8 protein-coding genes and 1 tRNA gene are annotated in these 12,775 nt (G+C 58.5%); 5 read left to right on the top strand and 4 right to left on the bottom strand.

Going from position 1 to position 12,775, the window contains the following annotated elements; translation table 11 throughout:
* The first annotated feature begins 169 nt into the window (after positions 1–169).
* Together WC421_11440 and WC421_11435 are read left to right on the top strand one after the other, a co-directional pair.
* Positions 170–241: transfer RNA gene (locus WC421_11440), tRNA-Thr, on the top strand.
* Positions 242–248: 7 nt separating this feature from the next.
* A complete protein-coding gene (locus WC421_11435; GenBank protein ID MFA5162840.1) occupies positions 249–2,735 on the top strand; it encodes an O-antigen ligase family protein in 2,487 nt (828 codons plus the stop codon).
* Between the two features lie 190 nt (positions 2,736–2,925).
* On the opposite strand, the gene WC421_11430 is transcribed toward WC421_11435, so the two are convergent.
* From WC421_11430 to WC421_11415, 4 genes are all read right to left on the bottom strand, one after another.
* A complete protein-coding gene (locus tag WC421_11430; protein ID MFA5162839.1) occupies positions 2,926–6,003 on the bottom strand; it encodes an efflux RND transporter permease subunit in 3,078 nt (1,025 codons plus the stop codon).
* Between the two features lie 9 nt (positions 6,004–6,012).
* Positions 6,013–7,101 carry an efflux RND transporter periplasmic adaptor subunit gene (locus tag WC421_11425; protein ID MFA5162838.1) on the bottom strand — a complete coding sequence of 363 codons (1,089 nt, stop codon included), beginning with the start codon at positions 7,099–7,101 and terminating at the stop codon, positions 6,013–6,015.
* Positions 7,101–8,375 (bottom strand): TolC family protein, encoded by a 1,275-nt coding sequence (locus WC421_11420; protein ID MFA5162837.1) that lies wholly within the window; start codon positions 8,373–8,375, stop codon positions 7,101–7,103. Before WC421_11420 ends, WC421_11425 begins: the two co-directional genes overlap by 1 nt.
* Positions 8,376–8,633: 258 nt before the next feature.
* Positions 8,634–9,146 carry a hypothetical protein gene (locus WC421_11415; protein MFA5162836.1) on the bottom strand — a complete coding sequence of 171 codons (513 nt, stop codon included), beginning with the start codon at positions 9,144–9,146 and terminating at the stop codon, positions 8,634–8,636.
* Between the two features lie 196 nt (positions 9,147–9,342).
* Between WC421_11415 and WC421_11410 the strand changes: the two genes are divergently transcribed.
* The 3 genes from WC421_11410 to WC421_11400 all read left to right on the top strand — a co-directional run.
* On the top strand, positions 9,343–10,575 hold the full coding sequence (locus tag WC421_11410) for a transglycosylase SLT domain-containing protein (protein ID MFA5162835.1): 1,233 nt from the start codon (positions 9,343–9,345) through the stop codon (positions 10,573–10,575).
* Between the two features lie 179 nt (positions 10,576–10,754).
* The gene (locus WC421_11405; protein MFA5162834.1) at positions 10,755–11,138 is read left to right on the top strand and encodes a response regulator; all 384 of its coding nucleotides are present in this window, start codon (positions 10,755–10,757) and stop codon (positions 11,136–11,138) included.
* Positions 11,139–11,141: 3 nt separating this feature from the next.
* Positions 11,142–12,775: hypothetical protein (locus tag WC421_11400; GenBank protein MFA5162833.1), on the top strand; the 1,634-nt coding region annotated here is incomplete at its 3' end.

Genomic DNA, 12,775 nt, shown 5'->3' with positions numbered 1-12,775 from the left:
CATTTCCAGCGTCATGGCTTAGTTTACGAACGACAGAGCGCAAACGGACGATTTCAGCGCGGTTCAGGCTCATCTTGTGTTGGAAACGAGCATTCCTTCAGGCTCATCTTGCATTGGATAATTCTCGCACTCGCCAAACCGTCCTAGATTCGGTATACTTATAAAACGCGCCGAGGTAGCTCAACGGTAGAGCGATCGCTTCGTAAGCGATAGGTTGTGGGTTCAAGTCCCATCCTCGGCTTATTCTGATGGCAAGAGAAAAAAAATCTCCCGCCGCCGCTGCTCAGGCGGCGCTATCCCCGGCAGTGGATTATCTGCGCGGCGCCATACACTGGTGGGTGCCTTTCCTTTACGTCCTTATTTCCAACGCTTTTTATCTGCGCACCTACGATTCGGCGCAGGTCAAGATAACTCTGCTGCAAATGGGCGGGCTGGCGCTGTTTGCGCTGTGGACCTGCCTGCTCGCGCTTGAGGGCAGAAAGGCGATACGCAAAGAGGACCTTATTTTCCTGTCGCCTTTCCTGCTTTACATGGGCTATATCGTGTTGTCTTTCCTGAACGCGCCGTACAAATGGCTGTCGGTGGACGATTTCGTGCGCTATATGGTCTACACCGGCGTTTCGGTGGTGGTCATTTCCGAATTTGACGAGAAGGCGGTGAACCGCTTTACGAAAATATTCCTGGCCGGCGCGGCGGTTACCATACTCTACGGCCTGGTCCAGATAGCGGACTGGCAGTTTTACGCGCGCCATTCGTCCGTGCGGCTGGACCCGTTTGTGTGGCGGGCGGCGTTCGGGCCGCGCGTTTTTTCCACCTACGGCAATCCCAATTTCTTCGCCGATTTTGCGCTGCTGGTGTTTTTCGTTTTTCTGGCGCAGTATCTGAAAACGCGCTCTTTCTGGTACATTCCGATTCTGCTGGCCGACGCCGCCTGCCTCTATTTCACCGAGACAAAGGGCGCGTGGATGGGGTTCGGCATAGCCTCCGCGATATTCACGGCGATGTATTCGGTGTTTTTCCTGCGGCGGTATTACGAGCGGTATAAAGTCGCCATCAATGCCGCTGCGCTGTCCGTGCTGTTGGGCTGCGCCGCGCTGGTGGGGGTGTTTGCCGCGAAAAGGATGAATTCCGTCAATTTCCGCGTGTTCACCTGGCTTTCCACCTGGGAGATGATAGAGACGAAACCCTTCACCGGCACCGGGGTTGGGACTTTCAAGGTCATTTATCCCGCGTTCCGCCGCCCGCAGATATTCCACATAGAGGGCAAGCATAACACCGAAACCGACCATGCGGAGGATGAATATCTGGAACAGTGGATGGACAACGGCCTGTTGGGTTTCGGGCTGTTCCTGTGGATAATAGTTTTCACCGTGGTTACCGGACTGCGCGCGCTGGGCGCGCAGACGCGGGCGCTGCTGGAAGACCCGGATTTGCGCCCCCCTCCCCGCGCCTACGATTTGCTGGGCTACCTGGCTGCCTTCGCCGCGATGATGGCGCATAACTTCTTTGACGTCAGCATGCGCTTTGTCTCTTCCGGGATATATTTCGGCCTGCTGCCTGGGCTTGTGATTGCCATAGCCAGGGGAAAGGCGCTCTACGAGACGCATCAGACGGATTATTCCTCCGCCGCGCTGCTGCCAAAAAACGAGGAACCGGAACCCTCCGCCTGGCTGTGGCCGCTGCGCCTTGCCGCCTTCGGCGGGCTGCTGTGGCTGCTGTTTTCCATATGGGGCCAGTTCTCGGAATTGCAGGGGCCGCTGGCCGACACCATGCCCTTCGGCGATTTCCTGCAATGGCATGTTGCCTGGGTGGTGATGATACCGATGTCGGCCTGGCTGTGCTGGAAATTTCTCAGGACGGCCTGGATGGCCAACGGCGCGGCGGCATTGCTGATAATACTGGCCATGCTCTATCCGATGAATCTGTTCTGGGGGTTTTTCCGGGCGAATGTGTATCACAACCTGGCGATATATTTTTCCAAGGAGCGGGACTGGGGCAGCGCGCTCTCCTATTACAATCTGGTCAACAAATACGACCCGTCATTTGTGATGGCCTATTATTTCCGCGGCAATGTATATAAAGACCGCTTTGACCTTGTTCCCCAGTATCGCCCCGAATGGGGGGATGAGGACAATGCCCCCCGCACCGACTATGACCGCGCTATCGCCGACTACAGCAGGCTGCGCGAGCTTGCGCCCAATTATGTGCAGACCTTCTACCAGCTTGGCGAGCTTTACATGAAAAAGCACGATTCCCTCGTAACAACAAATCCCGACGAGGCGAACAAATATCTGGACAGGGCTTTGCATTCCTTCAGCTTGTATCACAATCTGGACCCGGTTTTTCCGTACACCTATTACCACCGCGCGCGCATTTACGAGGCCAAGGGGCAGACGGACATGGCCCGCAGGGAATACGAGGATAATATCAACGCTCCCTATTGCCGCCAAAAGGGCCATACCCACGAATCATCCGAGGCGTACATGAGCCTGGGCCTGTTCAAATCCAAGCTGCGGCTGTGGGGCGAGGCGGAAACCGCGTTCAAGCGCGCCTCTGAGCTGGACCCGAAAAACCAGTCCGCCAAAACCAGCTACGAAGCCGCCCGCATGATGCGCGAGCATGGCGGGACGATTCGCATTCCCGGTCCGGCGGCGCCGCAGCAGGCGGCTCCGGCCCCGGCGCATAATCAGATAGACAACGGCGTCCATTTCTCCGTCGGCCCCGGCAAAAAGTAAACTTCTCCCGGATAAGATTCACCTGAATGTTTCAGTTGGCGCGAGGACCGAGGCGAAAAAGCGCAAAATAATGCCGGACTTATCCGCGCGCGTCTCACTGCGGGAAAGGATGATTTTGTGAAGGTAGTGTGGCGCGGTTTTTTCGGCGAATTCCGCAATCCAACTGCGATTTCCGGGCTAACTGCCTGCCTTACCGCCCCTTCCATTTCTCGGAGAGTCTGTCAAACCAGATGTAGAAAACTGGGGTGATGTAGAGCGTCAGCATTTGCGAGAAGAACAATCCGCCGCAGACCGCAACGCCCATAGGCGCGCGCGACTCTCCGCCCGCGCCTATGCCAAGCGCAATCGGCAGCGTGCCCAGCAGCGCGGCCATGGTGGTCATCATAATCGGGCGGAAGCGCAGCAGGCAGGCCTGGTAAATGGACTCCTCGGAATCCGTCTTGCGGTCGCGGGCAATCTCCAGCGCGGTGTCCACCATCATGATGCCGTTTTTCTTTACAAGGCCCACCAGCATGATGATTCCCACAAAGGCGTAGAGGTCCAGTTCCATGCGGAATATCCACAGCGCAAAAAGCGCGCCGAAACCCGCCAGCGGCAGCGAGGACAGAATTGTTACCGGGTGTATGTAGCTTTCGTAGAGTATGCCCAGCACTATGTATATCACAAACACCGTAACAATCAGCAAAAACCCCAGGCTGGCAAAAGAGTCGGCAAACGACTGGGCCGAACCCTCAAAATCGCCGCTGATGCCGGCGGGCAGGTTCTCGCGCGAGATTTTTTCTATGGCCGCCATCGCCTCGCTTATGGAATGTCCGGGGGCTATGTCAAACGAAATGGTGGCCGAAGGTATCTGCCCCTTATGATTGACGCTTATGGGCGAGACGGTCTGCTCTATGCTGGCTATTGTGCCCAGCGCGACCATTTTGCCCGACGGAGGCTTGATATACATCTTTGAAAGCGCGTTTACGTCCTGGCGGAATTCCGGCAGCAGCTCCAGGATGACGTAGTACTGGTTCGTGTCGCCGTATATCGTGGAGACGTAGCGCGAGCCGTAGGCGGAATAAATGGACTCCTCTATATCCGAAAGCGTCAGCCCCACGGAAGACGCCTTGTCGCGGTCCACATGCACTATCAGCTTGGGTTTTTTAAGCTGAAGGTCGGAGTTGACGTTGAGCAGGCCCGGCACCGAGCCGATTTTGGCCTCCATCATGGGGGCGTATTTGTAAAGATCGTCCAGATTGCTGGTTTGCAGCGTGTACTGCCACAACCCGTTTGTCTGATGCGCCGAAACCGTTATCGGCGGCGGGTTGTTGAGGAAGGCGCGTATGCCGGGGATACGCTCAAACTTCTCGCGCAGGCGGTTCATCACCTGGTCGGCGGTGGCTTTGCGCTCGTGCGCGTCCACCAGCGAGACGAATATAAGCCCGGAATTGAGGCTGTTGAGGCCCGCAATGGAGATGTACTTGTCCATCTCCGGCAGTTTCTTTGCCTCGTCGTTTAAGGCCTGCTGGTGCGCCGTCATCTGGGCGAAGGTGGCCTTATCGTCGCCCTGGGTGTAGGCCTGAAACAGGTTGCGGTCCTGGCTGGGGATAAAGCCCTTGGGCATCACCTTGAAAAACCATGCGGAGCCCGCCAGCGATATGACCGTAACCCACAGCGAAATCATCTTGTGGCCAAGCGCGATTCTAAGCGTGCGCGCGTAGTAGGCGGACATGGCGTCCAGCATTTTCTCGGTCCAGGCGATGAATGCGTTTTTCTTTTCGCCCTCGCCGCCGTGCTTCATTTTGATGAGCCTGCTGCACAGCATCGGCGTCAAAGACACCGACATGAAGCCCGACACCAGTATCGCCACGCCTATGCTGACAGCGAATTCCCTGAACAGCCGCCCCACTATGCCGCCCAGGAATATTATCGGCACGAAAACCACCACAAGCGATATGGTCATGGAGATGATGGTGAACTCTATCTCCTTTGAGCCGCGCATGGAGGCGTCCATCGCATTTTCCCCGCCCTCCATGCGGCGGACTATGTTTTCCAGCATGACCACCGCGTCGTCCACCACAAAGCCCACCGACAAAGTCAGCGCCATAAGCGAGAGGTTGTTCAGGCTGAACCCCAGCACGTAAATCGCCGCGAAAGTCGCCACCAGCGAAAGCGGAACCACTATGCTGGGGATAATCGTGGCGGTAAGCGAGCGCAGGAATATGAATATCACCGCCACGACCAGCAGCACGGTCAGGATAAGGGTGAACTGCACATCGTCTATGGATTCTTCAATGAAATAAGATTCGTCGTAGACGCTGTGTATCTCCACCGAGGCGGGAATCAGCGCGCGGACCTTTGGCATCAGCGCGTTGATTTTGCGCACCACCTCCACGGCGTTGGCGCCCTGCTGCTTGCGCACGGCGATGATGATGGTCTGGCCCTGCTTTTTGTGGTCGCCGTACCAGGCCACGGTCTTGTCGAAATCCACGCTGTCTATGGCATTGCCGATGTCTTTAACCTTGACAGGATAGCCCTGCTCGTAGCGCACCACCAGGTTGTTGTAGCCGGCGGCGTTCATCAGCTGGCCTTTGGTTTCAACCGTATAGGACTGGTTTTCGCCGTCCAGCAGGCCGCCGGGCAGGTTTACGTTGCCCGCTTTTATGGCGGAGTTTACGTCGGAGAGGTCCATCCCGTGGCCGAACACCCTGTCCGGGTTGACCTGTATGCGGACGGCGTATTTCTGCGTGCCGTAAAGCTGGATTTGCGAGACGCCGTCTATGGTGGCGAAATAGCGGGATATGGTGGTGTCGGCATACTCGTTGACCTGCGACATGGGCAGCGTGTCCGAGGTCAGCGCCAGGTAGAGTATGGGCGAGTCCGCCGGATTTACTTTCTGGAAAGTGGGGGTGGATGGCATGTTCATCGGCAGGAAGGCCGACGCCGCCGATATGGCGGAGTTTACGTCCAGCGCGCAGGCGTCCACGTTGCGCTCCAGCGCGAATTGCAGCACTATCTGAGTGCTGCCCTGATAGCTGGTGCTGGTCATGGACAGCAGGCCGTTTATGGAGGAAAACTGCTTTTCCAGCGGGGTTGCCACGGTGGCCGCCATGATCTCCGGCGTGGCCCCCGGCAGCGAGGCGTTGACCACTATTATCGGGAAATCAACCGCCGGCAGGTTGTTTATGGGCAGCTTCTTGTAGCAGACCAGCCCGAAAAAAAGAACCGCGCACATCGTAAGCACGGTCGTTACGGGCCTGCGTATCCACAATCCCGAAATATGCATTGTATTGTCCTACTGCTGCGGGACAGCGGTTTTTATCTCCACTGCCGCGCCGTCCTTGAGCAGTATCTGCCCGTCGGAAACCACGGTGTCGCCCTTGGCGAGGCCGTTTGTTATGACGCAGTCGTCTCCGTAAACGCGGTCCACCGCGACCTTGCGCAGCGACACCGTGTTGTTGGGATTGAGCACGAAAACAGATTTGCCGTCCTGGCTGGACATCACCGCCGCCGACGGCAGCGTAACCGCGCCTTTTTCCGTGCCCAGCGTCATGGTTACCGCCGCGAACTGGCCTGGCCAGAGTATTTCCCTTTTGTTGGGGAAAGAGCCGCGCAGCATTATCATCCCCGTGTCGCTGTTGACGGCGTTATCAACGAAAACCAACGTTCCGGCGGCGCTTTGCGCGCCTTCGGGCGCGGCGGAAATCGGCACGGTTCCGGCGTGCTTTGCCGTCTGCACCTGCTGGATGTATTTCTCCGGCACCGAGAATTTGACGTATATGGGAGACATCTGGTTGACCACTATCAAAGTGGTGGAGTTTTTCTGCGTCATGTCGCCCTCGTGCACCTGAAGCGAGCCGGCCTTGCCGTCCATGGGCGAAATTATCTGCGTGTAATCCAGGTCTATCTGCGCCTGGGCGACGGCGGCCCTGTCCGCGTCCACTTTTGCGGAATCGGTTTTATAGGCGGTGTCGTTCTGGTCCGCGTCGGCCTGGGCGGCGGCGCCTTTTGCGACCAGCTCGTTATAGCGCTGGGCCTGGACTTTGGAATAAGCCATGCTGTCCATGTCTTGGGCAAGCTGGGCTTTGGCCTTGGCCAGCGCCTGGCGGGCAGGCTCGGCATCCAGTTCCATTATAAGGTCGCCCTGCTTGAGCCGCTGCCCGTCTTTGATATGGATTTTGGTGACGCGGCTGTCCACCTGCGCCATGACCTTGACGGTTTTTATCGGCTCCACCGTGCCGGTGGCGTTTAGCACTATGGGAACGTCTTTTTGCGCGGCCTTCACCACGGAAACGGGAACAGACTTGTCCTCCGTGCCGGCCTGTTTTTTGTGGCAGCCGCACGCCGCCGCCAATGCCAGAATAACCGCGATATTTTTTATCATCATCTGCTCCCGGTTGCGCGCTCCATATCGGCCTGGGCCGTTTTGTAATCGTAGAGCGACTGCAATAAATTCATCTTCGCGTTGTTGTATGTTACCGTCGCGTCCGAAATTTCCACCGGCGCGCTGAGGCCGGTCTGGTAGCGGACGTTTGCGATGTCCAGATTTTCCGTGGCCGCGCGCACCTGCTCTTTGGCGGTGGCTATGGCCTGCTCCAGCCGCGTCAGCGCCAGATACTGGGTTTTAACGTCCAAATCCATGGACAGCTTAAGAGAATCCATCCTGGAGCGCAGCGCGGCCAGCCGGTTTTCCAGTTCGGCCACGCGGGCGGATTTGCGCAGCCCGGTGAACAAATCCGCCGAAAGCGAAAGCCCCGCGTTCCAGCCGCGCGATATGGGCGACTGCGTCCCCGCAAATCCGTATCCCGCCGAGCCGTTTAGCGCCGGCAGCCTGTCCATGGCGGCGCTTTTAAGCGACTGCTCCGCCGCCTTTGCCTGATATTCAAGCGAGCGCAAATCCGGGCGCTGGGCATAGGCTTTCGCCAGCATTTCGGCAAGATTGACGGGATATTTGACAAAATCCATATTGTCGCTGATGGAGAAATCCGGCGCGTCAACCAAATTCATCGCGTTTTTGAGATATGCCTGCGCCAGCAGAACGTTATTGCGCACCTGTATGTTGTTGAGCATTTGCCCGGAAAGGTCGGCTTCGGCCTTGGTGACGTCGTAACGGGGTTTTATCTTTGCCTCGTAATGCGCGTTGGCGTAGGAGAGGTTTTTGCGGTACTGTTCCAGAATCTCGTCGCTGAGCGCAAGCCCGCGCACGCTGAAAAGCACCGCGTAATAGGATTTTTTCACCTGGTTGGCGACGGCGATGGCCTGCGTCTCTATGTCCTGCCGCGCGGACTCGGCACCGGAGGAGGCGGCGCGCATGGCGGCGGGCGTTTTTCCGAAATCAAAGACAAGCTGTTTAAGCGACAGGGCGGCGGATTTGGAATCGTAGTCGCCGATTGTGGTGTAGCGGTCCGCCTCGTTGAGCTGGCTGGATTTATTGGACGCAAACCCCGCCTCCGCCGACAAATAAGGAAGATAGCCGGATTTGGTCTGCGCGTAGACGTCCCGCTGCGCCTGTTCGGTATAGGACAGCGACTGCATGTCCGGGTCGTTTCCCAGCGCGATGCCGACGCATTGCTCCAATGTTACCGTGGAGCCCGCCACTATCGGCCCGCCGGCAAAAGCCGCCGGAGCAAAACCCAGCAAGAGAATCAACGCTTTCATAGTCTCCTCAGGCAACTCAAAAGGTCAACATGAAATATACATTTTGGAGGGAGCGTTCGGCAACTGCTGCTGGAATGAATGGGCGGGAATTCATGGCGGGCACAAAGTCCTTCCCGCTTTTCCGGGGTTATGCACATAAAGCTCCGCCTTTCCGGCGGGCCGGAAAGGCGGTTATGGAAGCAAGCCGGCAGTACGGTTTGCCAGACTTCGCGGAGGGGTTGTTGTTCTCCGCTTAGTCCGCCGCAGCGCAGGCGGGAACTATTCTCCCTGGGCTGCCTTGCAGTAAATGCGGAATGTGCCGATTCCCTGTTTATCGGTTTTCAGATACGACAGGCTGTAGGGCTTGCCGTCCGACACGGACAGTTCCATATAGTCCTTGGCGACCGGGCCGGTGCGGAGAATGTGCTGATAGAGCATGCCGGACGACGTCTTCATGACGTTGAGCTTGCCCTTGATATTGCCGTTCTCGCCCTCGTAGGCCACGAAGGCCGAATAATGGTTTTTCTTCTCGTCTACGTAGTTCAGGAAGAACGCATCCTTGTAGCTTGAATAGTCCTGCACCGAGAAGGCGTACTGAACATCCGCCTCTTCCGCGCCGAATTCCTGCATCAGGTACATCCGCTTGCACTCAAGCGGACGGGACTGGGATTGTGTGGCCAGCGAACCCAGCAAATTCCTGAATTCCTGTCTGTCCGCGTTTGCATCGCTCTGCGCCGCGGCGGGACGGGATAATGCTCCCAGCGCAAGCATCGTCGCAAGTACTAATTTCATGGCTTACCTCCGTGATGATTTTTCCAGCAATGAGTAAATTGTACCTGGGGGCCGCCTTCCGCCGCGCGGGTCTAAAGTCCCATCCGGGCGTAGGACTTTTGGCCCATGCAAAGGGGTTGCGCGAATGATACCCTCTTAATGCGAAAAGCAGGAGCGTTGGCGTCCGTATTGCTCCGCCGCAGCCGGAGGAGGAACGATGAGATTTTTCGCCATGCTTTTATCCGCCTTGATTGCGATTGTCTGCCCTGCCACGCGGGCGGCGCTGGCCGGGGATTCTCCGGAAAACGACGGTGTTTCCATCAGCACAGACACGGCCTCTGCCGGTGCGGACATGTTTGCTGTCAGCGGGGATACGGCTTCCGCCGGCACGGAGGCGGACCGCAGCACGGTGGCTGCCCTAAATCCTGAAGCCGGAGAAGCGGCTTCATCGGATGGCGTTTCCGGCGGCGCGGGCGCAGCGTCTCCTCCCGAAGCTGGCAACGACGTGGAAGTGTCCTCCGGCAGTGTTTCCGGCGGCGCGGGGGCGCCTCCAGTGGCTGCAAACCGGAAGGAGTCCCTCATAAGCCAGGGGGGCGGTATATCTTCCGCGGGATGGGGCGGCCAGTCCGTTGAAATGCGCGGCGCTTCCGGCGGAGGCTCATTTTCCAGATTATCAGGCATATCCGGGGCGTCCGGCGGCTCGGCGGCTTACAAGCGGCTGAACACCGTCTATGACGGTTCTGTCTCGTTTTCCGGCGCTTCGGCGTCGGTGCGTCCGGCGCGGCGGTCCGGCGCGGCGGTTTCCAGGCCGTCGGTCCGGCGCAGTTCGCGGGGGCGGGCGTCTTCAGGCGGCCGCGCCGCTTCCGGGCAGTCCTCCTTGTCCGGCGCAAGCAGGGGTTCCGATGGCGTTTACGGCTGCGCTCCGAATTCCAGCGGCGGCAACAACGGCTACAGGTGCAAGGGGCCGGACTTTTTCAAGGGCGCCGGCAACAACCATAAATACGACGCGTACTTTGACGAAGCCGCCGAAACGCGCGGCAACGGCATGGACCCGCGCCTGCTCAAGGCCGTGGCTGCGGTGGAAAGCGGATTTTCAGCCAAAGTATGCAGCGGTGTCGGGGCCTGCGGCCTCATGCAGATAATGCCCGCCACCGCCGCGATGGCGGCCAAAAACGGCAAGTATCACGATAACCCGAAAAAATTGTCGGACCCGCAGACAAACATACGGTTGGGCGCCACGATACTCAACGACCTGTTTGACCAGATGCGGAAGAAGTATTCGTCGCTAAGGGGAGTTCCTAACGACAAAATGCCGGACTGGGCCACGCAGAAAGTTCTCTGGGGCTATAACGCCGGTCCCAGGGCGCTGGACTGGGGCAAACCCAAGACGGGCGTTACAAATTACAGCGCCGACATCCTGACGGGAAGGAATATCGTAACCGTAGAGTAATCCGCCGCGCTTTGCGAACGCTCCCCCGCCTCTGACTTGGAGAGGCGGGGGATTTTTTTGCTTTTTTGCTGCCAGCAAACAGTTGATATTTGATTGACTTTCTCTTGACCAATAATTGCCTAATGGGGTGATAGTGTATATGTAAGATACCACGTCTCTCATTCACTGCGCGAGGGCTTATGGAAAAGAAAAGCACTGTCCTGGTTGTTGACGACGAGGAGGATTTTCACATAATCCTCCGCCGTATCCTGGAGGCCGGGGGATACAAGGTGGTTTCCGCCATGTCCGCGGAAGAGGGGTTGCGCATGCTGGAGGCATTCATCCCTGCCGCCGTGCTGGTGGACTGGAATCTGCCCGGCATAAGCGGTCTGGATTTCGTCAAGCATGTGCGCGCGGCCAAGCGCACCAGAAAGCTGCCCGTGATAATGCTCACCGTCCGTGACGACGAGAGCGATCATCTGGAGGCCTATACCGGCAATGTGGACCTCTACATGACCAAGCCCGTGGTTCCTGAAATACTGCTGGAGCGTGTGAAGAGCGTAATTTCCGCATCGGGGACTTAAACCATGTCAAACCCGGCCCGCAATATCGCCAGACGTGTGCGCCGCCTTGTATCGGCGGCGGCAGTGTTTATGGCGTTTGCGCTGCCTGCGTTTGCGGGCGGGCCGTATGCGGTGACCTACCAAGGGACGCTGCGTCTCAATAATGCGGTGCACAACGGCGTCGTTGGCATGACATTCCGCATCACCGACCAGTCGGGAACTACGGAATACTGGCTGTCCAACTCAACATCCGTGGTTGTCAACAAGGGCATCTTCCGCTACATACTCGGCGTGGACAGCGCGCAGGGGTACAGCTTTGTGGACATCCCCTGGGGCGCCATAGACCCGTACCTGGAAGTGCGCGTGGGCGCTGCGACGGTTTCGCGCGAGCGGTTTTATGCCACGCCGTACGCCCTGTATGCCAAGCACGTAGAGGGGGCCATTTCCCCGGCTTCCAGCAACACGTTCACCGGCGCCAACGTGTTTGCGGGGCGCACGGAGTTCACGTCGGACATGTATGTGGGGCAATCAACCATATCCGCGCAGGGGTATCTGACGCTCAAGGGCCTGCTCACGCCGCCGCCGGCGGCGCCGGGTCTGCTGTATTTTTCCTCCGCGGACGGCAGCTTCCGGGTAAGCCCGGACGGCGTGCAGTATTACCCGTTGCTTACCTCGGTGGCGGCGGACGGGGAGCAATTTTCAGGGCAGGGGGTTGCAGGCGCGCCGCTTGAGCTGAAGGCGTCCTCGGTGACCTTGCAGGGCAATGTGTTCAATGCCGCGGATAAACTGGTGAAGCTGGATTCTTCCGGCGCGCTGCCTGCGGTCAGCGGGGCTGCGCTGACAAATCTCAATGCGGCGGGTTTGACGGGCGCGGTGCCTGCGGCGTCTGTAAACCTGTCAACGGTGCAGCCGCTGGGCAATTACATAACCGCCATCATCGGGGATGTTTCCGCCACCGGGCCGATAGGCGGCGGCGCGGCTGCCGCCGCGCTGTCTCCGACCGGAGTGTCAGCGGGAGCATACGGCAGCGGCAGCATGGTAGGGGTGTTCACAGTTGACGCCAAGGGCCGGATAAGCGCCGCGACGAATGTGTTGATAACCGGCGCGGCGCCTACCGGCGCTGCGGGGGGCGACCTTAGCGGGAACTATCCGAACCCGGCGATAGCGGACAGCCATTATTCCGCGCCGCATACCTGGAGCGGGACGCAGACATTTTCGGACACGATAGCCGGTTCCATCAGCGGCAACGCGGCGACGGTTACGAATGGTATCTACACGACAACGGCTGCGGCGGGCGATTTGACGGGGAACTATCCGAACCCGGAGCTTGCCGCCACCCCCGTAACCAGCGGCAGCTACGGCACCTCCACCGAGGTGGCGCAGTTCACCGTTGACGCGAAAGGGCGGATAATTTCCGCGACGAATGTGTTGATAACCGGCGCGGCGCCGACGGGCGCTGCGGGCGGCGACCTTAGCGGGAACTATCCCAACCCGGCGATAGCGGACAGCCATTATTCCGCGTCGCACACCTGGAGCGGGACACAGACGTTCAACAGTCCCATAATCGGCAACATCAGCGGCAATGCGGAAACGGTCACCAACGGCATATACACGACCACGGCTGCGGGCGGCGATTTGACGGGGAACTATCCGAACCC

It is taken from the genome of Elusimicrobiales bacterium (assembly GCA_041651175.1).
In the GTDB taxonomy this organism is placed as follows: domain Bacteria; phylum Elusimicrobiota; class Elusimicrobia; order Elusimicrobiales; family Elusimicrobiaceae; genus JAQTYB01.
This window is presented reverse-complemented; position numbering and strand designations above follow the sequence as displayed.